Origin of the sequence: Klebsiella sp. 2680 (assembly GCF_900198535.1) — a bacterium.
Lineage (GTDB): Bacteria > Pseudomonadota > Gammaproteobacteria > Enterobacterales > Enterobacteriaceae > Klebsiella > Klebsiella indica.
Genome location: NZ_FZNJ01000001.1, coordinates 1,407,481 through 1,429,503, shown reverse-complemented (window position 1 = coordinate 1,429,503; position 22,023 = coordinate 1,407,481). Strand labels below are relative to the sequence as shown.

At 53.2% G+C, this 22,023-nt stretch carries 22 protein-coding genes; 15 read left to right on the top strand and 7 right to left on the bottom strand.

All coding sequences use genetic code 11. From position 1 onward, the window contains the following. Positions 1–91 precede the first annotated feature (91 nt). The 5 genes from FN037_RS06785 to FN037_RS06765 all read left to right on the top strand — a co-directional run bounded on the left by FN037_RS06785 (position 92) and on the right by FN037_RS06765 (position 5,037). A complete protein-coding gene (locus tag FN037_RS06785) occupies positions 92–1,381 on the top strand; it encodes an MFS transporter (protein ID WP_142501790.1) in 1,290 nt (429 codons plus the stop codon). 66 nt (positions 1,382–1,447) lie between these two features. Then, the gene (locus FN037_RS06780; protein WP_138358241.1) at positions 1,448–2,440 is read left to right on the top strand and encodes a substrate-binding domain-containing protein; all 993 of its coding nucleotides are present in this window, start codon (positions 1,448–1,450) and stop codon (positions 2,438–2,440) included. 218 nt (positions 2,441–2,658) lie between these two features. Next, positions 2,659–2,919 (top strand): anti-adapter protein IraP, encoded by a 261-nt coding sequence (gene iraP / locus FN037_RS06775; RefSeq protein WP_138358239.1) that lies wholly within the window; start codon positions 2,659–2,661, stop codon positions 2,917–2,919. Between the two features lie 88 nt (positions 2,920–3,007). After that, positions 3,008–4,435: an alkaline phosphatase gene (gene phoA / locus FN037_RS06770; protein WP_185929223.1), complete on the top strand. Its 1,428-nt coding sequence runs from the start codon at positions 3,008–3,010 to the stop codon at positions 4,433–4,435. Positions 4,436–4,722: 287 nt separating this feature from the next. Beyond that, positions 4,723–5,037, top strand: a complete 315-nt coding sequence (locus FN037_RS06765; protein ID WP_138358329.1) for a PsiF family protein — start codon at positions 4,723–4,725, stop codon at positions 5,035–5,037. A 52-nt stretch (positions 5,038–5,089) separates the two neighbouring features. Here FN037_RS06765 and proC read toward each other — a convergent pair whose 3' ends face one another. Next, entirely contained in the window at positions 5,090–5,899 is an 810-nt protein-coding gene (proC, locus tag FN037_RS06760) for a pyrroline-5-carboxylate reductase (RefSeq protein ID WP_138358327.1), read from the bottom strand. 116 nt (positions 5,900–6,015) lie between these two features. Here proC and FN037_RS06755 point away from each other — a divergent pair, with 116 nt between their 5' ends. Further along, positions 6,016–6,474, top strand: a complete 459-nt coding sequence (locus FN037_RS06755; RefSeq protein ID WP_142501788.1) for a YaiI/YqxD family protein — start codon at positions 6,016–6,018, stop codon at positions 6,472–6,474. On the opposite strand, the gene FN037_RS06750 is transcribed toward FN037_RS06755, so the two are convergent. Continuing rightward, positions 6,471–7,172: a DUF2076 domain-containing protein gene (locus FN037_RS06750; protein ID WP_138358228.1), complete on the bottom strand. Its 702-nt coding sequence runs from the start codon at positions 7,170–7,172 to the stop codon at positions 6,471–6,473. The two genes, FN037_RS06755 and FN037_RS06750, sit on opposite strands and share 4 nt — an antisense overlap. 338 nt (positions 7,173–7,510) lie before the next feature. Here FN037_RS06750 and aroL point away from each other — a divergent pair, with 338 nt between their 5' ends. The 4 genes from aroL (at position 7,511) to ppnP (ending at position 9,604) form a co-directional block, all read left to right on the top strand. Next, entirely contained in the window at positions 7,511–8,038 is a 528-nt protein-coding gene (gene aroL / locus FN037_RS06745; RefSeq protein ID WP_138358225.1) for a shikimate kinase AroL, read from the top strand. Positions 8,039–8,108: 70 nt separating this feature from the next. Then, complete coding sequence (yaiA, locus tag FN037_RS06740; protein WP_142501787.1) at positions 8,109–8,300, top strand: protein YaiA; 192 nt, start codon at positions 8,109–8,111, stop codon at positions 8,298–8,300. Between the two features lie 251 nt (positions 8,301–8,551). Beyond that, positions 8,552–9,232: an AroM family protein gene (locus tag FN037_RS06735; RefSeq protein WP_171034789.1), complete on the top strand. Its 681-nt coding sequence runs from the start codon at positions 8,552–8,554 to the stop codon at positions 9,230–9,232. An 87-nt stretch (positions 9,233–9,319) separates the two neighbouring features. Next, entirely contained in the window at positions 9,320–9,604 is a 285-nt protein-coding gene (ppnP, locus tag FN037_RS06730) for a pyrimidine/purine nucleoside phosphorylase (RefSeq protein ID WP_112214097.1), read from the top strand. 128 nt (positions 9,605–9,732) lie between these two features. Here ppnP and rdgC read toward each other — a convergent pair whose 3' ends face one another. Next, complete coding sequence (gene rdgC / locus FN037_RS06725) at positions 9,733–10,644, bottom strand: recombination-associated protein RdgC (protein WP_142501786.1); 912 nt, start codon at positions 10,642–10,644, stop codon at positions 9,733–9,735. A gap of 91 nt (positions 10,645–10,735) precedes the next feature. On the opposite strand from rdgC, the gene mak reads away from it, so the two are divergent. Next, complete coding sequence (gene mak, locus FN037_RS06720) at positions 10,736–11,641, top strand: fructokinase (protein WP_171034788.1); 906 nt, start codon at positions 10,736–10,738, stop codon at positions 11,639–11,641. A gap of 133 nt (positions 11,642–11,774) precedes the next feature. On the opposite strand, the gene sbcC is transcribed toward mak, so the two are convergent. Continuing rightward, a complete protein-coding gene (gene sbcC / locus FN037_RS06715) occupies positions 11,775–14,909 on the bottom strand; it encodes an exonuclease subunit SbcC (protein ID WP_142501785.1) in 3,135 nt (1,044 codons plus the stop codon). Further along, positions 14,906–16,108: an exonuclease subunit SbcD gene (gene sbcD, locus FN037_RS06710; protein WP_142501784.1), complete on the bottom strand. Its 1,203-nt coding sequence runs from the start codon at positions 16,106–16,108 to the stop codon at positions 14,906–14,908. Before sbcD ends, sbcC begins: the two co-directional genes overlap by 4 nt. 288 nt (positions 16,109–16,396) lie before the next feature. Here sbcD and phoB point away from each other — a divergent pair, with 288 nt between their 5' ends. Further along, positions 16,397–17,086 carry a phosphate response regulator transcription factor PhoB gene (gene phoB / locus FN037_RS06705; protein ID WP_138358211.1) on the top strand — a complete coding sequence of 230 codons (690 nt, stop codon included), beginning with the start codon at positions 16,397–16,399 and terminating at the stop codon, positions 17,084–17,086. 21 nt (positions 17,087–17,107) lie between these two features. After that, positions 17,108–18,397, top strand: coding sequence for a phosphate regulon sensor histidine kinase PhoR (phoR, locus tag FN037_RS06700; RefSeq protein ID WP_138358209.1), 1,290 nt, complete (start codon positions 17,108–17,110; stop codon positions 18,395–18,397). Between the two features lie 322 nt (positions 18,398–18,719). On the opposite strand, the gene FN037_RS06695 is transcribed toward phoR, so the two are convergent. Together FN037_RS06695 and lysM are read right to left on the bottom strand one after the other, a co-directional pair. Continuing rightward, positions 18,720–19,115 (bottom strand): YidB family protein, encoded by a 396-nt coding sequence (locus tag FN037_RS06695; RefSeq protein WP_138358207.1) that lies wholly within the window; start codon positions 19,113–19,115, stop codon positions 18,720–18,722. Positions 19,116–19,159: 44 nt separating this feature from the next. Next, positions 19,160–19,609: a peptidoglycan-binding protein LysM gene (gene lysM, locus FN037_RS06690; RefSeq protein WP_138358205.1), complete on the bottom strand. Its 450-nt coding sequence runs from the start codon at positions 19,607–19,609 to the stop codon at positions 19,160–19,162. A 707-nt stretch (positions 19,610–20,316) separates the two neighbouring features. On the opposite strand from lysM, the gene FN037_RS06685 reads away from it, so the two are divergent. Together FN037_RS06685 and FN037_RS06680 are read left to right on the top strand one after the other, a co-directional pair. Next, positions 20,317–21,105: an IclR family transcriptional regulator gene (locus FN037_RS06685; RefSeq protein ID WP_138358203.1), complete on the top strand. Its 789-nt coding sequence runs from the start codon at positions 20,317–20,319 to the stop codon at positions 21,103–21,105. Between the two features lie 4 nt (positions 21,106–21,109). Continuing rightward, positions 21,110–22,015 (top strand): dihydrodipicolinate synthase family protein, encoded by a 906-nt coding sequence (locus tag FN037_RS06680; protein ID WP_138358201.1) that lies wholly within the window; start codon positions 21,110–21,112, stop codon positions 22,013–22,015. The last annotated feature ends 8 nt before the right edge of the window (positions 22,016–22,023 follow it).

Sequence of the window (22,023 nt, the reverse complement as noted above, 5' to 3'; positions counted from 1 at the left end):
TGCTCGTTGGTTGCGGAAGCCCTGGCTCGGCGAGTGGGTCTGCAGAATGAATTAACCCCCTGTGATGTTATTCATAATATGAGGATTGCTTATGCAAATGCTCTCGAAATTACCAGCTCGCCGCTGGTGGTATTTAATGCCGATTATATTTATTACCTACAGTCTGGCATATCTCGATCGTGCAAATTATGGTTTTGCCGCTGCGGCAGGAATTGAAAGTGATTTAGGTATTACCAAAGGAACCGCTTCACTTATTGGCGCGTTATTTTTTCTCGGCTATTTCTTTTTCCAGGTGCCTGGTGCGATATATGCAGTAAAACGCAGCGTACGGAAAATGATTTTCTTTAGTCTGATATTATGGGGATTCTGCGCGGCGGCAACCGGGTTTGTCAGTAATATCCCGATGCTGATGGCGATTCGCTTTATTCTCGGTATAGTTGAGGCGGCGGTAATGCCAGCGATGCTGATTTATATCAGCAACTGGTTTACCAAAACCGAGCGTTCGAGAGCCAATACTTTCCTGATCCTCGGCAACCCGGTGACCGTCCTGTGGATGTCCATTGTTTCCGGCTACCTGATTCAGGCCTGGGGCTGGCGCGAAATGTTTATTATCGAGGGTATTCCGGCGGTACTGTGGGCGATTTGCTGGTGGATTCTGGTTCGCGATAAACCCGCAGACGTTTCCTGGCTCAACGATCGGGAAAAGCAGGTCCTGCAGCAGGCAATGGACAGCGAGCAGAGCAATATAAAGCCGGTGCGTAACTATGGTGAAGCGCTGCGCTCGCGCAATGTGATTATGCTCTGCGCCGTTCATGCGCTGTGGAGTATCGGGGTGTATGGTTTCATGATGTGGATGCCGTCGATTCTGAAAAACGCCGCGCAGATGGATATTGTGGCGGTAGGCTGGCTGGCGGCGGTGCCGTATCTTGCGGCGATCTGCCTGATGCTGACGGTCTCCTGGCTGTCGGATAAGTTCCAGAACCGTAAGCTGTTTATCTGGCCATTATTACTGATTGCCGCTATTGCGTTTTTTGGTTCGTGGATAGTGGGGAACCAGGCATTCTGGTTCTCTTATGTGTTGCTGGTCATTGCCGCTGCCTGCATGTATGCGCCTTATGGACCATTCTTCGCGCTCATTCCCGAGCTGCTGCCGCGTAACGTCTCAGGTGTATCGATGGGGTTGATTAATAGCTTTGGTGCGCTGGGCGCTTTCCTCGGCGCATGGCTGGTGGGGTATCTGAACGGTATTACCGGCGGACCCGGCGTCTCTTATACCTTCATGGCTATTGCGCTGCTGGCTTCTGTGGTGTTGATGTATAACGTTCGTGCGAATAACCCGCCTTCTTTAACGTCCGTGACGGCAAAAAAGGTGACGGGTTAACATAAAACCTGGCTGCTGTGATAAGGTTCTCTGGGAACGCATAAGTCGTATGTCGTAGAGAACCTGATGAAAAACAACCGGATGACATTACAGGATATCGCTAACCTGGCGGGACTCAATAAAATGACGGTCAGCCGTTATTTGCGCGACCCCGGCCAGGTTTCCCAGCGCAGCCGTGAGCTGATTGCAAAGGTCATGGAAGAGAACAACTATATCCCTAATCGGGCGCCGGAAATCCTGCTTAACGCGCGTAGTAAAACGATAGGCGTGCTTATCCCTTCATTTCGTAACCAGATTTTTGCTGATGTTCTGGCCGGAATCGAGTCGGTCACTTCTGCGCATCACTACCAGACGCTGATTGCCAACTACGAATACGATCCACAGCGCGAAGAGCGTGAAGTGCTCAATCTGCTCTCTTACAATATTGATGGGCTGATTTTGACCAGTAAGCAGCATAGCGATCGTATGGTGCAGTACGTGCGTGCCAGCGGCATACCTGTTGCTGAACTGATGGATTTCGGCGGTCAGCAACTGGATATTCAGGTGGGTTTCGATAACGAAAAGGCGGCGTGGGACATGACCAACGCTTTCCTTGAAAGCGGCAAGCGGGCGATTGCCTTTTTTGGTTCAATGGACGATCCGCGGGATTTAAGCCGTTTTCACGGCACCGAACTGGCGCTGGCGGCGCATGGCCTGAAGGCGTATCACATGGCGCCGCGGACGATCTCTTCAGTTGCGCTTGGCCGACAGATGTTCCTGCAGATGCAGCAGTCGCGACCGGATATTGATGCGATTTTTTGTACCAACGACGATCTGGCCGTTGGTGTGTTGCTGGCGTGCCAGGCCCAGGGAATCGCTGTGCCGCAAAACATGGCTATTGCCGGTTTTCATGGTCTGGAAATTGGCCGCGCGCGGCTACAAAAAATAGCCAGCGTCATTACCCCACGTTATGAAATAGGTAAAACGGCGAGTGAAATACTTATTGCGCGGCTGGCCGGTAAAGACGCGGCAGACCGCGTTAATCTGGCCTATCAGATATATTATGGTGATACGTTGTAGCTATGGATTAACGCTGATATTCCATTTTATTCTTATGGTGTTGAATATGGTTATTAACCTGCCGTTAAGTAAATTCCTGGTTAAATAGGTAATGAGAAAAACGTTTCGTTTATTTTTGATTGATACGGAAAGCCATTTTCTAAAAATAATTGTGGCAACCGATGGCTAATGTATGACATAACTAGCAGAAAACGGACCTCGCATAAGGATAACGCGTTGTGAAGAATCTCATTGCTGAACTACTGGTGAAACTGGCACAAAAGGAAGAAGAGTCAAAGGAATTGACGGCTCAGGTTGAAGCGCTGGAAGTGGTGGTCACATCGCTCCTGCGTCATATGTCGCAGGACAGCCGGCAGGCGTTAATCAATGATATCGAGCGGGCAATCGAAGAGGCCAGCCCTGGTCCGCTGGTGGACGATCGCGACGCCCAGTTATTGCAGCAATATATAAAGAAGCTATTACAGCATCCTCGTAGCTAGTGTTGTGACAGGGTATGGATGCTGTCATTTTACTGTCACATCGCTTTTATACAGTCTCCCTCGTGTTGTTTTTTAAAGTATTTATTACATGGAGATGATAAAAGTGAAATTACGTGTCCTGTTTATTGCTTTGCTACCTCTGTTGGGCGCCCCGGTTATTCACGCAGAAACAACAATGATGCCGCTTTTGGAAAGTCGGGCCGCTCAGGGTGATATTACTACGCCGGGCGGCGCGCGGCGTTTAAGCAGCGATCGGACGGAGGCCCTGCGAGCGTCGTTAATTAATAAGCCAGCTAAAAATATTATTTTGCTGATTGGCGATGGAATGGGTGATGCTGAAATTACCGCCGCGCGTAATTATGCTGAAGGGGCCGGCGGTTTTTTTAAAGGTATTGACGCGCTGCCGCTGACTGGTCAGTACACCCATTATTCGTTGGACAAAAAAACCGGTAAGCCGAATTATGTCACGGACTCAGCCGCCTCCGCGACCGCGTGGACGACCGGTGTGAAAAGCTATAATGGCGCGCTGGGCGTCGACATTCATGAAAAATCTCATCAAACCATTCTTGAGCTGGCTAAAGCGGCGGGGTTAGCGACCGGTAACGTCTCAACGGCGGAACTGCAGGATGCGACGCCAGCCGCGTTGGTGGCGCACGTCACTTCACGTAAATGCTATGGTCCGAGCGTAACCCGTGAAAAATGTGCCAGCAATGCGCTGGAAAAGGGCGGTAAAGGCTCCATTACCGAACAACTGTTGAATGCCCGAGCCGATGTGACGCTTGGCGGCGGGGCGAAAACCTTCGCTGAAATCGCCACGGCTGGCGAGTGGCAGGGGAAAACTCTGCACGATCAGGCTGTTGCACGCGGCTATCAAATTGTCACTGATGCCAGTTCTCTGGCTACCGTTAGCCAGGCAAATCAGGACAAACCGTTGTTGGGACTCTTCTCCCAGGGCAATATGCCGGTACGCTGGCAAGGTCCGAAAGCGTCTTATCACGGTAATATCGAGCAGGCGGCGGTAACCTGTACCCCAAATCCCAAACGTGACGCTTCGGTACCGACGCTGGCGCAGATGACTGAAAAAGCCATCGATCTGCTGAGCGGCAATGAGAAAGGTTTTTTCCTGCAGGTGGAAGGCGCTTCGATTGATAAACAGGACCATGCGGCGAATCCCTGTGGTCAGATCGGGGAAACCGTTGATCTGGATGAAGCCGTGCAGAAGGCGCTGGCGTTTGCGCAAAAAGACGGTAATACCCTGGTTATCGTTACCGCCGATCATGCGCATTCCAGCCAGATTATCCCGGCGGAGACGAAAGCTCCCGGCCTGACTCAGGCGCTGAATACGAAAGACGGCTCGGTGATGGTGATAAGCTACGGCAATTCAGAAGCGGCGTCGATGGAGCATACCGGAACCCAACTGCGTATTGCTGCTTACGGCCCATATGCGGCAAATGTGGTGGGGTTAACGGACCAGACCGATCTGTTCTACACCATGAAAGCGGCGCTGAATCTGTGATAGACCGCTGCCGGTGATGAATGCCTGTCAGCCTGAATGTCGCTTTTCAGGTGGTTTTGGCAAAAATGGCATGTGCCTTATTTCCTTCAGATTTTGGTCTGCGACCTGTTCCGTTCACTGTGAATACCAGGATATTCTTCGTATTCATTGTCTGTGAACGGACAGGGGGACGTTTCGCTCGTCCCTCTGCCCTGGCATTGGCTGTCAGCGACGAATTTTCGTTGCCGACTGGTTTTTTTTCCATTAGCGACCAGAATTACAAAGATTCACTCAAAGAAGGATGTACGATGAAAATAAACTTGCTTGCGACGCTACTTTTGGGCCTGGTATTTATGACAGGGGCCAGCGCTGCGGAAAAAACGTTAACACCGCAGCAGCAGAAGATGAGCGCCTGTAATAAAGCCGCCTCTTCAAAGTCGCTGAAAGGGGATGAACGTAAAACGTTTATGAGCAACTGCCTGAAGAAAAATGCAACAACCCAGGACGGCAAAACCCTGACGCCGCAGCAGCAAAAAATGCGCGACTGCAACAGTCAGGCGACCCGGCAGTCTTTGAAAGGGGATGATCGAAGCAAATTTATGGGCACTTGCCTGAAAAAATAACAACAAACGGGTGGGGAACCTCACCCGCTTTCAACCGGCACCGGGGGATCAATCAGGAACGACTGAGTTTCTCTGATTTCTCCATGCATTTCGCCATCGCTTCAATAACGGCGGAGCGGAAACCTTTCTCCTCCAGTACGCGTACGGCCTCAATCGTGGTACCGCCAGGCGAGCACACCATATCTTTCAGCGTACCCGGATGTTCGCCGCTTTCGAGCACCATTTTGGCCGAACCCATCACCGCCTGCGCGGCGAATTTGTAGGCCTGCGCGCGTGGCATCCCACCGAGCACAGCGGCATCGGCCATCGCTTCGATAAACATAAATACGTAAGCCGGTGCGGAACCGCTGACGCCAACTACCGGGTGAATCATTGGCTCAGCGATGATTTCCGCCTGGCCGAAGCAACGGAAGATGGTCAGGATATCAGCCGTTTCTTCGGGGCTGACCAGCGCATTTGGCGTGACGGATGTCATCCCTGCGTTCACCAGTGAAGGGGTGTTAGGCATTGCGCGGACGATTTTACGGTCGTGGCCCAGCGCGCGCGCCAGTTGGTCGAGAGTCACACCAGCGGCAATCGAAACGACCAGCGAGTCTTTATTCAGGCTGGAAGCCACATCGCTAAGCACTTTGACCATAATCCCCGGCTTTACAGCGCCGAAAACGATATCTGCCACCTGAGCGACTTCCTGTGCGCTTTGCGCCGCATTAATGCCGTACTGGTCATGCAGGGCTGCCACTTTTTCCGGCGACGGGGTATAGACCCAGATTTGCCCCGGCTGTACCTGTCCGCTGGCGATCAGGCCGCCCAGAATGGCCTTCCCCATGTTGCCGCAGCCGATAAAGCCGATTTTTTTCTCCATCATCAATCCCCTTTACTTGTTTTATCGTTAGAGACATAGCTTATCACCTTGTCGCTTTCACGAAAGGTAAAAGCAGGTGACAATATGACTTCTCTTTTTTGTCGACAGGAGCCGTAATGGCTATTTGGGTTGATGCGGATGCATGTCCGAATGTGATTAAAGATATTTTGTTCCGCGCCGCCGAGCGTACACAAACCTCGCTGACGCTGGTGGCCAATCAGCCGCTACGGGTTCCGCCCTCGCGTTTTATCCGTACTCTACGTGTGGCGCAGGGTTTCGATGTGGCGGATAACGAAATCGTTCGGTTATGCGCCGCAGGCGATCTGGTGATTACCGCGGATATCCCGCTGGCTGCCGACGTTCTGGCAAAAGGCGCCGCGGCGTTAAATCCGCGCGGCGAACGTTACAGCGAGGCGACCATTCGCGAACGCCTGACGATGCGCGATTTCATGGAAACTATGCGTGCCAGCGGCGTACAGACCGGTGGTCCGGATAGTTTATCTCAGCGCGATCGCCAGCAATTTGCCGCCGCGCTGGAGAAGTGGCTGTCAGACGTCAGGCGTCAGCAGGGTTAAACCCAGCTGTCATCGTCGCCGCTGCCGAAATCATCGTTGCCAAAACCGGCATCAAAGTCGGAATCATAGTCATTATTGTCGGCAAGGAATTGGCCGTCATCCTGGCGGAACGTATCGTCCGCGACATTGCTGTCCTGCGGCTGGCTCAGGTCCGGCTGCGGTTGCTCTTCAATAATGTTGACGATCTCCTGCGGGTGTGAACCGCTAAACATATGAGTCAACATGTTCCCCAGCACCACGCCGCCGGCGACGCCGGCTGCTGTTTGCAGCGCGCCGGCCATAAAACCGCCGCCGCTGCGGGTCGCCTGAGGCGCATAGTTTTGCTGCTGCGCCTGTGGGGCGTACTGCGGCTGGGGAGGCGTCTGCGGGCGAGCATACTGCTCTGCGCCGGGAATCGGGGCGGAACCACGGGACTGACCGCCGCCGAACAGGCCGGAAAGGAACCCGCCGCTGCTGGGTTTCGCGGCCTGAAGTTGCGTCACCTGGTTTTCCAGCGCCTGGATACGGGCATTGAGCTGTTTAATTGCCGCTTCCTGAATCAGGATGGTTTGCGCCATATAGTAAGGGGCGAAAGGCTGCTCTTTGATGTGCCGGGCAATCTGCTCCTCGGCGTCGGCATCGCGTGATGCGCTGCGGGTCTCGGCCTCTTTCAGCCGGGAAAACAGTCCATCAATAAGGCGTTGCTCTTCAGATTGCATGATACATTCCTCTGTCATACTGATTGGTTGGCGTCAGAGTCGCTCTGAAACACGGGTGTTGTAAATATGTTACTACGTAAAGCTATGCGGAAATGTGTTACTGTTTACGCCAGACTGAGAACAAAAAATAGCTTTCGCATAAAAGTAAAGCTAGCATAACACCACATGCAATGATAAGTTTACATTCAATATCCTTTCGTAAAGTAAGGTGAAAGGTTTTATTGATGGTGTGTAACGTTTATTTTACGGTTGGTGTTGAGTAAGTTTGCGGTACTATTGCTTCTCTTTTCGCTTTCATTTATCCGCACCACAATGGCGGAACCAAGGGGTCTTCGGTAATGACACAGCTAATTTTTCTTGTCGGGCCTCGCGGCTGCGGTAAAACGACGATTGGTCACGCCCTCGCGCGAGCGCGTAACTACCAGTTTGCGGATACTGATCATGAGCTGCAGGAACATGAGCAGCGCACGGTCGCGGCTATCGTTCAGCAGGAAGGCTGGGAGCGCTTCCGTGCGCTGGAAACTCAGGCTTTAGAAAGAGTCTCGCAGCCAGCGACGATTATTGCGACCGGCGGCGGCATTATTCTCAGTGAGTACAATCGTCAGTTTATGCGTGAAAATGGTGTGGTGATCTATCTTGAAGCCTCGGTTTCGACGCTGATTGAGCGTCTGGAAGCCTATCCGAAAGCGGAGCAACGTCCGACGCTGACCGGAAAACCCGTTCGTGATGAAGTCGGCGAAATACTGGCGCAACGGGAAGCCCTGTATCGTACGGCTGCGCACCATATTATTGATGCCACCGCTACGCCGGATGAGGTGGTTGAACAGATTATGGCGACAGTGTGCGGTGTGAGCTATACCAGTTAAGAATTTGCTTACGGACAACGGATCGGCAACGCCTATACTTTAGGATCCACGAGATAAAAAAGGAAGCGCTATGCCGACCAGCCCCCCCTATCCAAGAGAAGCGCGTATTGTTACGGTCGAAAAAGGTCCGCAGGGCCAAACGGTAACCTGGTATGAACTGCGTGCTGACTATCCTGCCCCGAACTCGCTCATCAGTGAACACCCCACTGAACAGGAAGCGCTGGATGCTAAACGGCGCTATGAAGATCCTGACAAATCATAATTCCCCCTCACGCCCGGGATATGTTCTGAAAAGATCGTTACCGGGCATATATCACATCTTTAATTTATCAGCGGTACTAATGATTATCTGATGCTGGTTTTTTCAGGAGCGTTTTTGATGTTTCTGGAATCTTTACATTCCATATTAGCTGTAACCTGCTACGCTTCTTGACGGTTGATTTTCAGCCAACAGGGGGCAGAAGTCGTAAATAGAAGCTCGTTTTAAAACAGTGGCAGTAAAAGGTACATGATATGAGTAGTGCATTGATGGCTATTTTGACCATTGGGGTGGTACCGGTGGTGGAGATGTTGCCGCTTTTGACCGAACATATCAGGGAAGAGCAGATTGTCCACATTAGCCTGTCAGGCAAAATGACGCGCGAAGAGGTTATTCAAGACTATGGCGCTGAAGCTGGTGAGGAGACGCTGCTGATCTTGCTCAGCGATAAGCAAATCATACCGGTCTCCCGGCACAAGGTTGAGCGCGATTTACGTCGCATTATCGCCATGCTCGACAAACAAAATTATGATCTTATTTTATTGATGAGTACCCATCCATTCGGCGATTTTACCGCGAATAATGCGATTCTGCTTGAGCCGCAAAGAATTATCCCGCCGCTCGTTGCATCGATTGTTGATGGGCATCAGGTCGGCGTGATTGTTCCGGTTGAAGAGATTTTGCCGTTGCAGCGGGAGAAATGGCGGGTGTTAAAAAATACGCCCTACTATGCGTTGGCGAATCCCGTTACCGGTAGCGACGACGACTTACTGGCGGCGGGCAGGGAGTTAATCGAGCAGGGGGCGGATGTGCTGATGATGGATTGTCTTTGCTATCACCAGAAGCATCGCGACGTGTTACAAAAAGCGCTGGATATCCCGGTTCTGTTGTCAAATGTGCTGGTTTCGCGGTTGGCGGCAGAACTATTAGTTTAACCTGCCGTCGTGCGTTAATTTTACGTGACAGGGGTAACGAGCGCCCCCTATATTGTGCCTTCAACACAAGATCATAAGGGCGAGTTTATGCTTCAAAGCAATGAATACTTTGACGGAAAAGTAAAATCTATTGGTTTCACCAGCAGCAGCACCGGTCGCGCCAGCGTTGGCGTGATGGCGGAAGGGGAATATACCTTTGGCACCGGGCAGCCGGAAGAGATGACCGTGGTTAGCGGTGCGCTGAACGTGCTTCTTCCGGGCGAGACTGAGTGGAAAGTGTACGCCGCCGGTGAAGTATTCAACGTTCCGGGAAATAGCGAGTTTAATTTGCAGGTGGCTGAGCCCACATCTTATTTGTGCCGCTATCTGTAATGCCAGGTTGCGCCTTGCAATAGCGTGTGAGTGCAGATGACGGGCTTTAGACGCGACAACGGTGCCATGATCTGTTACGGGACGCAGTCCGAGCTCCTTCCTGCCGGTGCAGGAAGGAGTTCAGAATATCAACGCTGCGCTTCGCCGCCTAATCCTTCCACCAGATTCTGAATCAACGCTGCCAGTTCGCCGGTCATCAGAATAAAGTCCGCATCAAAGCGTTGAGCGAAATCTTCCCGGTCGATATCTTCATTTTGATCGCGCAATTCATCGCAGAACTTCAGACGTTTAATCGAACCATCATCGCATATCAGGAACTGAATACGCTGCTGCCAGTCGAGCGCCAGTTTGGTCACGACTTTACCGGCTTCAATGTGCACGGCGATCTCGTCGCTGACCAGATCCTGCTTTTTCGCGCGGATCACACCGCCATCTTCCAGCATGGCTTTCAGCTCCGCTTCGTCCAGTAGCTGGAAGCCCTGAGCGACGGTCCCGGAACGTACCCACTCGGTTAGCGTCAGCTCGATCGGGGTTTCCATAGCCAGAGGGACAACCGGCAGCGAGCCCAGGGTTTTACGCAGCAGCGCCAGCGTGTCTTCCGCTTTTTTAGCGCTGGCGCAGTCCACCATAATCAATCCGTTGACGGTATCGAGCCACATCATGGTCTGGCTAAAGCGGCTGAAGGCGCGCGGCAGCAGGGCGTGCAGCACTTCATCTTTCAGCGAATCTTTTTCGGTTTTCTTCAGCTTGCGGCCCTGTTCAGCTTCCAGCTTGAGGATCTTCGCTTCCAGCGCTTGTTTGATCACCGGCGATGGCAGAATCTTCTCTTCTTTACGCGCGCAGATAACGATCTGGCCATTTGCGGTATGCGTCAGCGCATCGCTGTGCGAACCCATCGGCGGTACCCAACCGGTTTTGGCCATATCCTGGCTGCCGCACGGAGTAAACGCCAGACCGGCAAGCTGTTTTTCCATCTCCTCCGCGCGCAGGGAAATGTCGCGGCTGAGACGGTAAACCATTAAATTTTTGAACCACAGCATGATAATTTCCACGGCTTTTTTATTAAATCCAGCGGGCATGATAGCGAATTGTCGCTATGCTTGCATTGTTAATCGGGGTGAGGAACTAACAGTGCGTATTGGGATTGATTTAGGTGGAACAAAAACGGAAGTCATCGCGCTAAGCGACCAGGGGGAGCAGTTATTTCGCCACCGTTTGCCGACGCCGAGAGAGGATTATCGGCAGACGATAGAGACGATAGCCTCGCTGGTGGAGATGGCTGAGCAGGCCAGCGGGCAGAAAGGTACGGTCGGTATCGGCATCCCTGGTTCAATTTCGCCCTATACGGGCGTAGTTAAAAATGCTAATTCGACCTGGCTCAACGGTCAGCCGTTTGATAAAGACCTCAGTCAGCGCCTGGGACGGGAAATACGGCTGGCGAACGATGCGAACTGCCTTGCGGTTTCGGAAGCGGTGGATGGCGCGGCGGCCGGGGCGCAAACGGTATTTGCGGTGATTATTGGCACCGGCTGTGGTTCTGGCGTGGCGCTTAACGGTCGCGCGCATATTGGCGGTAACGGGACGGCGGGCGAGTGGGGGCATAATCCGCTGCCGTGGATGGATGACGACGAACTGCGCTATCGGGAAGAGGTGCCCTGCTATTGTGGCAAGCAGGGCTGTATTGAAACATTTATTTCCGGCACTGGTTTTACTACTGATTATCATCGCTTAAGCGGTCATTCGCTGAAGGGGAGCGAGATTATGCAGCGCGTCGGCGAGCGAGATCCGCTGGCGGAACTGGCGCTGAGCCGCTATGAGATGCGGCTGGCGAAATCACTGGCGCACGTCGTGAATATCCTCGATCCGGACGTTATTGTACTGGGCGGGGGAATGAGCAACGTTGACCGATTGTATCAGACGGTGCCGAATTTGCTGAAACCGTGGGTATTCGGCGGCGAATGCGAGACGCCGATTCGCAAAGCGGCGCACGGTGACTCCAGCGGCGTGCGCGGAGCGGCCTGGCTGTGGCCGCTGTAAATCGGTGTAACTCGTGTTATTTCAGAAGCGAGCTGTGTTTTCGCCTCTGGATATTATGACTTTCAGCGCTCAGGTCGCCGCTGATTGATTGCGGGCTCACCAAATGGGGCGGGCGCACCAGGGAAGCCGCGCCTCACTCCACCGCGAAGATCTTATCCAGACGGCTATAGCCCAGCCCATTGATTTTCTTTACCTTAATCTGTACCGGAATGCGTTCTTTCATTGCCTCGACATGGCTGATCACGCCGATAATTTTGCCGCTGGCATTCAGTGCGTCCAGCGCATCCAGCGCGGTATCAAGGGTTTCGCTATCGAGCGTACCGAAGCCCTCATCAAGAAACAGCGAATCGATCCGCGTTTTATGGCTCACCAGATCGGACAGCGCCAGCGCCAGCGCGAGGCTGACAAGAAAACTCTCGCCGCCGGAAAGCGTCCGCGTATCGCGTACCGCGTCCGCCTGCCAGGTATCTACCACTTCCAGTTCCAGCGCTTCACTGGCCTTACGCTGTAGCAGATAACGGCCATGCAGGCGGTTGAGCTGATGGTTGGCCAGCCACACCAGGTTATCCAGCGTCAGGCCTTGCGCAAACTTACGGAACTTATCGCCCTCTTTGGAGCCGATAAGTGAGTTCAGCCACGCCCAGTCATCCACTTCTTGCGCGGCGTGCTCCATCTGCTGGCGTAACGTCTGTTGACGCTGCTGATTTTCGGCATTCTGCTTCAACTGCTGGCGAATTTCGCCCTGGCGAGCGCTGTTTTCCCGCAACTGCGATGTCAACAGCTGGAGCTTTTCCCGCACCTGCTCAAGCGGCTGGCTACTATCGCTTTCCTGCGGCGGTTGCTGGCTATGGCTATCCAGCGCGGCGCGGGCCCGCAGCGCCAGCGCCTGATTCTGCTGTAGCGAGCTTTCCCGTGTCTGCTTCAGGTTTTCGAGCCGCTGGCGCGTTTCTTCATCCAGCAGCGCGGCGAGAAACGCCTGCCGATCGGCAAACGGGCTGGCGGCCAGCGCGGCGCTGAACTGTTGTTCGGTCTCTGTCAGTTGGGCCTGTAATTGGTTTTCCTGCTGCCCCAGCGTTTGCCACTGGCTCTGGAGCGCCAGGCAGTCATCGTGTACCTGACGCCAGCCCTCGATCGACGCAGGCTCGGCCTGCTGCTCCGTTTCCGGCAGGGTCTCCAGCAGCGGCGAAAGCCGTTGGATCTGTTCCTGCAGGGCCGTTAATTCGTTCTGTTTAGCTTGCCAGCTGCGGCTCTCTTCTTCCCGCTGCGCCAGCCAGCCCGCGGCCTGGTCCGCGGCGGGTAAGCTAAGGGCGAATGCGGCCAGTTCACTCTCCAGCGCGGCGCTACGCTGCGCGTGTTCTTGCCGCAGCTGCTGTAGCTGCTGTTGGCTCTCCTGCTGTCGGGTCTGCCAGGCCAGACGCTGTTGATGCTGGTACAGTCGCTGTTCATGCTCTTGCTGCGTATTTAGCCAGCCGGGAATATCGTCCTGCGGCGTCAGGTTGATATTCAATCCAGCGATCGTCTCTTGCCACTGTAATGTAAGCGCTTGCTTCTGCTGAAGAAGTGATGCTTTCTCGGCGGCTTCTTTTTGCTGCTGCTTAAGCAACGCATCCAGCTCGCCACGTACCAGCGCGCCAGCTTCCGCCAGTTGTTTGACTTCACGCTCAAGCGCATCGCGCCGCGCCTGATTAACGTCAGGAGCCAGCGCCTGATATGCGGCGATGGCCGGGTGTTGTTCAGAGCCACAGAGCGGGCAGGGCGAGCCGGGCTGCAGGCGGGTACGTTCAGCCTCCAGACTGGCGATACGCGCTTCCAGTTCACACAAGGCTTTGACATCGCTGAACTGCTGATTTTTTTCTTTATATGCCTGACGACGCCGGGCCAGCGTGGCTTCCAGTTGCGTCTGCTCCTGCTTACTGGTCTGCCCGGCGCGATTGAGCTGTTCCAGACGTTGGCCCAGTGGTTGCAACTGGCTATGCAGAGCAGAGAGTTGCTGGCGAAGCGGCCGGGCGGCGGCGTGCAGAGACAGTCCCGCGCTGACCTGTTCGGCATCCAGCGTCAGGCTGGCGGACGGTAGCTCGGCCAGTTTGCGGCTGGCTTCCTCCAGACGCTGTTGTAATGCGGATTGCTGCTGGGTGTCACGTGATTGTTGTTGAAACGCCGCCCGCCAGCCCGCCAGCGCATTTTCCCATTGTTGATAGCGCTCGTGCTCTTTCAGCCATGCGGATAGCGTTTGCCGGAGAGCGTGCAGGCGTTCTGACTGTTGCTGCGCGGCGAGACGAATGCCAGCCCGTAAGCGTAATTTCTCATGTAAGCGAGCATTTACTTCTTCTCTATGGCGGCGAATTTGCGCCAGCGCGGCGGTTTGTTCCTGCTGACGCGTCCAGTGCGGGCGTAAATGCTCCGCAGGCTGCGCATTGAGTAGCGCAGTCAACTGCGGCTGGGCCTGTTCGAGAGCCTGTCGGGCCTCGCGCAGCGCGGCCTGCGCTTTTCGGTCTTCCGCTGTCAGTTCGTCGCGACGCACCAGCCACTGACACGCATGTTGTAGACGGGTCTGTTCGCTAATCTGCTGTTTTTCTTCATCAGTAAGCGCTTGCAAACTTTTCTGGAGTGACTGCTGCTGTTCATCGCTCAGCAACAGGACGCCGGAGGCCAGGGCCTGTATTTTTTCCAGCTCAACGCGAGCGAGCTTATGTTTTTCAAAGACCAGAGCGGAAATCTGGCCGTAAATTTCGGTGCCGGTTAGCTCTTCCAACAATTCGGCACGCTCTTTGGGTTTGGCGTTGAGGAAGGCGGCGAATTGCCCCTGCGATAGCAGCATTGAACGGGTGAAGCGGCCGTAGTCCAGCCCGGTGAGCGAGGCGGTCATCTCCAGCTTATCTTTGACTTTATCAGCGAGGATTTTGCCGTCGTCGCAGCGCGCCAGTTCGACGCGCGGGGCCTGCAGATTACCGTCCGGCTGGTTTCTTGCCCGGTTCTGGCTCCAGAAGGCGCGGTAGGCGGTACCTTTAACTTCGAATTCCACTTCCGCCAGGCACTCGGCGGTATCGCGGGTCATCAGATCGTTTTGCGATTGCGACACGCTGCTCAGGCGCGGGGTTTCGTGATACAGCGCGAGGCAGATGGCATCCAGCAGCGTGGTCTTCCCGGCACCCGTTGGCCCGGTGATGGCGAACAGTCCGTTGCTGGCGAACGGCTCGCGGGTGAAATCGATTTTCCATTCACCTTTTAACGAGTTGAGATTTTTCAGGCGTAAGCTCAGGATTTTCACAGGCGGTCCTCACCGTTCAGGCTATGCAGCGTTGCATTAAACAGGTGTTCCAGGCGTTGCTGCTGCGCCTCTTCCAGGGTTTCCAGCGCCAGACGACGGGCGAAGACATCCTCGACCCGTAGTTCGTTGAGGGTTTCCCGTCTTTCTCCCGCCAGAATGCGCTCGCGCTGGGCGCGGCTGCGGCGCACCAGCAGCACTTCTACCGGGAACGTTTCGGTCTTTTCCTGAATTTTCCTTTGAATATCATGTAAATATTCATCACTGGTGATTTCGATATCCAGCCATACGGCAGGTGACCGATCGTCGCTTTGCCATTGATTAAGCTGCTCGCCAATACTGGCGAAATCGCCTTTTAAGACCGCCAGCGGCTGGGTGATGGGCACGATAAGGGGCGTGACCTCCGCCAGGCGGCCGTCACGAAAGGTCACCAGATTGACGCTTTTGTTTTTTCCGGTTTCATCAAAGCTCAGCGGGATGGGCGAGCCGCTATAGCGAATATGCTCGCAGCCGCCGACGATCTGCGCCCGGTGTATATGGCCGAGCGCGATATAATCGGCAGGAGGGAAGTGGCTTGCCGGGAAAGCATCGAGAGTACCGATATAGATTTCGCGAACTGCATCGCTTTTGCTGGCGCCGACGGTGGTTAAATGGCCGCTGGCAATAATCGGCAGTTGTTGGTCGCCGCGCAGGGCGCAGGCCTGCTGGTATTGCTGCTGGTAGTAGTCGCTGATGGCGTTGAGAAGCTGCTGCTGCTTTTCGCCGCTGGAGTGTCCGGCCTGGCTGGTCACCAGTTCACGCGGTCGCAGGAAGGGCACCGGGCAAAAAATGGCCCCCGGTGAACCGTCGCGCCGCGGCAAAATAAAGGGAGCGTGACCCGCGTTGGCCACCACCGTGGTTTTCAGGAAGGCGAGAATGTCCCGCGATTCATTAAGCGTCGCCACTGAATCGTGGTTTCCTGCCAGCACCACCAGCTGGCAGCCGGTTTGCTGTAGCTGAACGACAAAACGGTTATACAGCTCGCGCGCGTAGCTTGGCGGAGAGCCGGTATCAAAAATATCGCCAGCGACAATAATCGCATCAACGTCATGCTCCTGTGCGCGGGACAGCAGCCAGTCGAGAAATGCCTGGTGCTCAGCGGCGCGACTTTTGCTGTAAAAATTCTGGCCCAGATGCCAGTCTGACGTGTGAAGGATGCGCATAGTGGTCCCTTAGCGAAAAAACGTAAGCGGTATTATATACCTGTCATACTCCTGGTTGCTTATGTGTTGGCTACGCTCGCCCCGGTGACATCGTTACCTGTGCGCCAGAGACCCGCTTCCGTGCCGCCTTTAAGCACCCCGGATAACACCGCTCTGCGGTGAGTTAAGTCCGTGTCATAATTCAAAATCCGTGTTCATCAGTCCGTCATTTTTCATAAATCTGTCATAAATCTGACGCATAATGGCCGCGCACTTCTATACTGATGGCTAAAAAATACAGGGTAAATAATGGCGAGAAGAATTCTGGTCGTTGAAGATGAAGCTCCAATCCGTGAAATGGTCTGCTTTGTGCTGGAGCAAAACGGCTTTCAGCCGGTTGAGGCGGAAGATTTTGACAGCGCGGTTAATCAACTCAATGAACCCTGGCCTGATTTGATCCTCCTTGACTGGATGCTGCCGGGTGGGTCAGGTCTGCAGTTTATTAAACAACTTAAGCGTGAAGCGATGACCCGCGATATTCCGGTGGTGATGCTGACCGCACGTGGCGAAGAGGAAGATCGCGTCCGCGGGCTGGAAACCGGAGCGGATGATTACATTACCAAACCATTCTCACCGAAAGAGCTGGTGGCGCGGATTAAGGCCGTGATGCGACGCATTTCGCCGATGGCGGTGGAAGAGGTGATTGAGATGCAGGGGCTGAGCCTCGATCCGTCTTCACATCGCGTGATGACCGGCGAAAATCCGCTGGAGATGGGGCCAACGGAGTTTAAATTATTACACTTCTTCATGACACATCCGGAACGGGTCTATAGCCGCGAACAGTTGCTGAATCATGTCTGGGGAACTAACGTCTATGTAGAAGACCGAACGGTGGACGTGCATATTCGTCGTCTGCGTAAAGCGCTGGAACATAGCGGCCATGATCGGATGGTGCAAACGGTTCGCGGCACGGGATATCGTTTCTCTACCCGTTTCTGAATGTTGACAGGAGTGTGACCCGTGCTGGAACGGCTGTCATGGAAAAGGCTGGCGCTTGAGCTTTTCTTGTGTTGTATCCCGGCCCTGATCCTCGGGGCGCTTTTGGGTCATCTGCCGTGGTTTCTGTTAGCGGCGGTGACAACGCTTCTTATCTGGCATTTCTGGAATCTTATGCGCCTGTCGTGGTGGCTGTGGGTTGATCGCAGCATGACGCCGCCGCCTGGCAGCGGCAGTTGGGAACCGCTGTTGTACGGTCTGCATCAGATGCAGATGCGTAATAAAAAGCGTCGACGCGAACTGGGTAGCCTGATTAAGCGTTTTCGCAGCGGTGCGGAATCTCTGCCTGATGCGGTGGTGCTGACCACGGAAGACGGCGTCATGTTCTGGTGCAACGGTCTGGCCCAGCAACTGCTGAATCTGCGCTGGCCGGATGATAATGGGCAGAATATCCTTAATCTTCTGCGTTATCCTGAATTTACCCACTATCTGAAATACAGAGACTTTTCAAAACCGCTTAATCTGGTGCTGAATAATGCCCGCCATCTGGAAATTCGCGTGATGCCCTATAGCGATAATCAGCTGTTGATGGTGGCGCGCGATGTTACGCAGATGCACAATCTCGAAGGGGCGCGGCGTAATTTTTTCGCCAATGTCAGCCACGAGTTACGTACCCCGCTGACGGTATTGCAGGGGTATCTGGAGATGATGCAGGAGCAGGAACTGGCCGGGGCCACGCGCGAAAAAGCGTTACACACCATGCGCGAGCAAACGCAGCGTATGGAAGGGCTGGTGAAACAGTTGCTGACATTGTCGCGAATTGAAGCGGCGCCGGTGCTGGCGATGAACGATAAAATTGATGTTCCGATGATGCTGCGGCTCGTTGAACGCGAGGCACAAACGCTAAGCCAGCAGAAGCATGTTTTGCATTTTTCAGTCGATCAGGCGCTAAAAGTGCTGGGCAATGAAGAACAGTTGCGTAGCGCGATTTCCAATCTGGTGTATAACGCGGTTAATCATACCCCGGCGGGAACGGAAATCACCGTTAGCTGGCAGCGTGTGCCGCACGGGGCGTTGTTCCGTGTGGAGGACAACGGGCCGGGGATCGCGCCGGAACATATTCCACGCCTGACTGAACGTTTTTATCGGGTGGATAAAGCGCGTTCGCGGCAGACCGGCGGCAGTGGACTGGGGCTGGCGATCGTCAAGCATGCCATTAGTCATCACGACAGCCGTCTGGAAATTGAGAGTACGCCGGGTAAAGGCACGTGTTTCAGCTTTTTGTTACCGGAACGTTTGATCGCCAAAAATTAATCCTCAGCGCCTGATCTGTAGTGGTTCAGGTGCGATCGGGTTGTGCCGGTTCTGGGATACGGGTAGCGGCGAGAATAATGCTGGTCAGTTAGGGGGCAGTCATCCGCGTGCATTGTTCAGGAATCGCCCGGCGGCGTTTCGCTTGCGCGGACCGACAGGTGATGTGTAACCTATTGATATCATGATTTTTGTAGGCCGGGCAAGGCGTTAGCCGCCGCCCGGCGCAAATGCGGGCACAATATCTGATACAGGTTTATCATCAGTCTCAGGCCTGAATACAGGCCTGTAATTTGCCACGCGTGAATACTCAAATGACGTAAATCTAACTAAATAACTTACCTTTCAGCAGATTAATCCCTGCAGAGACTAGATCGCCCTCAGCCGATGCTTCGCCCTGCGGTGACAGACCATCGACGATTTTTGGCAAGTATTCGGCAATTAGCGCCGAGGCGGTTTGCGAATCAATGCCCAGTTTCGCGCCGAGTTCCTGTAGCGCAGGCGAACCAAACACCGAAGCGATCTGCTCGCTATTTACCGGCATATTGCTCTGCTGGCTAAGCCACGACTCGACGATTTCACCTAAGCCGCCGTTGCGAAATTTTTCCAGAATTCCCTGGATACCGCCCTGCTGTTCAATCCAGGCCATGATCGCCTGAAGTTGCTCAGCCTTGCCAGCCTGCCCGCCAGACATGCCGCCGATTAGATCGAATAATCCCATTGCCGACTCCCTACAAACATTGCTAATAATCTTTAATTCACGACTTACTTCGCCGGGATAATCAGTACCTGACCCGGATAGATCTTGTCAGGATGCGTCAGCATCGGTTTATTGGCTTCAAAAATACGCGGGTAGTCATTGGCGGAGCCATACATTGCTTTCGAGATGGCGCTCAGGGTATCGCCGGATTTCACCGTGTAATAACGGCTTTCCGCCCCGCTTTGCGTCACAGTAACGCTATCATTGACTTGCCCAATCCCGGTGACGTTACCTACCGCTACCAGAATTTTTTCCTTATCTTCCTGTGAGCCGACGTCGCCCGTCACCGTCGCGGTACCATCGTCCGCGACATCAATATTGACCTTTTCGGCACCAGGCAGGTTAAGGCTATCAATGTGTTTTTTCAGCTTATCGGCCTGATCTTCCTTGCTGCCGCCGGATACGGCATCCCAGACTTTTTCGCCCGCTTCTTTCACAAAACTTAATAATCCCATCTATCCCTATCTCCATTACTGTTTCACGATGAACATTTTCATCAGACCCGATAACCCGGGTTCTAATCCACTTCAACATTCACGATGTACGTCTTGATACACCCGTCATAACCGCAAAATCCTGAAGCAGTGCAATCTGCACATTGAAGTATACCCAATAATCGTCAATGTGCAGAATATTTGCCTTGATATATCCGCTGTCCGCGACATAAAAAGATAAATATCTGTCGTTATCTGTTTCGTTTCGCAACGATAATATCATTGTGGCAACGTCCAGATATGACACTACGCGGCCTGACGGATAAGCCATCAGGGCTCCGGTGTGCGAAATATCATCATTCTCCCCAGAGAATGACACTTTGTTGGGATTTAGGGAGTGCGCTTACTGGTTAAGCTATTGAGCGGGAACGATGTGATGGTCGCCGCTTTCATTCGGGCCTGTCGCTGTTCCACGTTTGTTAACCGATACCCAGGATATATAGTCAAATAGCGGATTATATTTCTTTCGAAGTATGTCGAATGCATAATCGATACAACATTCGCTGGTGTCCTTATTGCATTCCGGATCTGGGTATAATAATCCCACGATTCAAACTGCGTACAGGATCACATTTAATCACCGAATTACGGTTCAGCATGTTGAACAAGGCGTATTTTCTACTGTTCATTGTCGATATCATTTATTCCAATAGTAAAAGGATACGATTATGGTTCGCAAAGGGTGTAATTCATTAATTCGTGCCGAGAAAATATTAACCCATATTGCATGGGTAGGCGTGGCGAGTTATATGGAATTATTAAAAGAATTCCAGTATCCCAAAAGCAGTTTGCTCAATTTATTAAATATAATGGTGGAGTGTGGTTTCTTAATTAAAAATAAAAATGGCCACTATGCGCTGGGCATCAAAAATTATGAGCTGGGCTGTCAGGCGCTGCACCGCCAGAATATCTTTGAGGTGACAAAGCGGCCAATGCAGGAACTGTCGCTGAAAAGTGGTCTGGTCTGCCACCTGGGCGCCATGGAGAGCTATTCAGCTATCTATCTTGATAAGATTGAAAGTCCGGATTCAGTGCCGACGAACAAAAGCTGGATAGGCAAAAAACTTGAATTACATATTACCGCGTTAGGTAAGGCCTTATTAGCATGGAAAACGCGGGAAGAACTGGATTATTTTTTAGACGCGCTCACTCTGACATCGCACACCAAAAATACGTTTACCGATAAGAAGTTATTTCTGGAGGAGCTGCAAAAAACACGGCTTCGGGGATGGGCCATAGATAACGAGGAATCGACCTATGGTGCGGTATGTTTAAGTATGCCGGTATTCAATATGTATAACCGGGTTAACTATGCGATCTCGCTTTCTGGAGATCCGGTGGTCTATTCAGGAAATAAGATCGATGGCTATCTGGAATTGCTCCGCAAATGCGCCGGGCAAATATCATATGGTCTGGGATACAGAAATGAAAATGAGCATTTACGAAAAGGAAACTGAGGTAATGAAAAAGTTCAGCGGTATTATTCCACCCGTATCCAGCACGTTTCACCGTGACGGAACCATTGATAAAACGGCAATGCGCGCCGTTGCCGACTTCTTGATTAATAAAGGTGTTGATGGATTGTTTTACCTGGGCACAGGTGGTGAATTCAGCCAGATGAATACCGACCAGCGTATGGCGTTCACCGAAGAGGCTGTGGCTATCGTCGGCGGGCGGGTTCCGGTATTGATTGGCGTTGGTTCGCCCTCTACGGATGAGGCGGTCAAACTGGCGCGGCACGCGGAAGCCTGCGGCGCTGATGGTGTTGTCGCTATCAATCCCTATTACTGGAAGGTTGCGTCGCGAAATCTTGACGACTATTACCAGCAGATCGCCCGTAGCGTGAAGTTACCCGTGATCCTGTATAACTTCCCGGATCTGACGGGGCAGGACTTAACCCCGGAGATAGTGAAGCGTCTGGTCCTGCAAAATGACAACATCATTGGTATCAAAGACACCATCGACAGCGTCAGCCATTTGCGCACGATGATTAACACCGTCAAGTCGGTACGTCCGGCATTCTCGGTATTTTGTGGTTATGACGATCATTTGCTCAACACTTTGCTGCTGGGCGGGGATGGCGCTATATCGGCCAGCGCTAACTTTGCTCCGGAACTCTCCGTGGGTATCTATCGCGCATGGCGCGAGGGCGATCTGGCAACCGCCGCGACCCTGAACAAAAACCTACTGCAACTGCCATCGATTTACGCTCTGGAAACGCCGTTCGTCTCGTTGATCAAATATGGCATGCAGTGCGTGGGATTACCGGTGGAAACCTGGTGTCTGCCGCCGATTCTTGAGGTGTCAGAAGAGGCCAAAGATAAAGTCCACTCGCTGCTGGTCGAGCAGGGCATTCTACCGGTTTGAGGAGAAGA

Bases quoted from the DNA above. Each gene is read 5' to 3' on its own strand.
- FN037_RS06785 (WP_142501790.1), top strand. From the start codon at position 92: ATGCAAATGCTCTCGAAATTACCAGCTCGCCGCTGGTGGTATTTAATG.
- FN037_RS06780 (WP_138358241.1), top strand. From the start codon at position 1,448: ATGAAAAACAACCGGATGACATTACAGGATATCGCTAACCTGGCGGGA.
- phoA (WP_185929223.1), top strand. From the start codon at position 3,008: ATGGAGATGATAAAAGTGAAATTACGTGTCCTGTTTATTGCTTTGCTA.
- FN037_RS06765 (WP_138358329.1), top strand. From the start codon at position 4,723: ATGAAAATAAACTTGCTTGCGACGCTACTTTTGGGCCTGGTATTTATG.
- proC (WP_138358327.1), bottom strand. From the start codon at position 5,899: ATGGAGAAAAAAATCGGCTTTATCGGCTGCGGCAACATGGGGAAGGCC.
- FN037_RS06755 (WP_142501788.1), top strand. From the start codon at position 6,016: ATGGCTATTTGGGTTGATGCGGATGCATGTCCGAATGTGATTAAAGAT.
- FN037_RS06750 (WP_138358228.1), bottom strand. From the start codon at position 7,172: ATGCAATCTGAAGAGCAACGCCTTATTGATGGACTGTTTTCCCGGCTG.
- aroL (WP_138358225.1), top strand. From the start codon at position 7,511: ATGACACAGCTAATTTTTCTTGTCGGGCCTCGCGGCTGCGGTAAAACG.
- yaiA (WP_142501787.1), top strand. From the start codon at position 8,109: ATGCCGACCAGCCCCCCCTATCCAAGAGAAGCGCGTATTGTTACGGTC.
- FN037_RS06735 (WP_171034789.1), top strand. From the start codon at position 8,552: ATGAGTAGTGCATTGATGGCTATTTTGACCATTGGGGTGGTACCGGTG.
- ppnP (WP_112214097.1), top strand. From the start codon at position 9,320: ATGCTTCAAAGCAATGAATACTTTGACGGAAAAGTAAAATCTATTGGT.
- rdgC (WP_142501786.1), bottom strand. From the start codon at position 10,644: ATGCTGTGGTTCAAAAATTTAATGGTTTACCGTCTCAGCCGCGACATT.
- sbcD (WP_142501784.1), bottom strand. From the start codon at position 16,108: ATGCGCATCCTTCACACGTCAGACTGGCATCTGGGCCAGAATTTTTAC.
- phoB (WP_138358211.1), top strand. From the start codon at position 16,397: ATGGCGAGAAGAATTCTGGTCGTTGAAGATGAAGCTCCAATCCGTGAA.
- FN037_RS06695 (WP_138358207.1), bottom strand. From the start codon at position 19,115: ATGGGATTATTCGATCTAATCGGCGGCATGTCTGGCGGGCAGGCTGGC.
- lysM (WP_138358205.1), bottom strand. From the start codon at position 19,609: ATGGGATTATTAAGTTTTGTGAAAGAAGCGGGCGAAAAAGTCTGGGAT.
- FN037_RS06685 (WP_138358203.1), top strand. From the start codon at position 20,317: ATGGTTCGCAAAGGGTGTAATTCATTAATTCGTGCCGAGAAAATATTA.
- FN037_RS06680 (WP_138358201.1), top strand. From the start codon at position 21,110: ATGAAAAAGTTCAGCGGTATTATTCCACCCGTATCCAGCACGTTTCAC.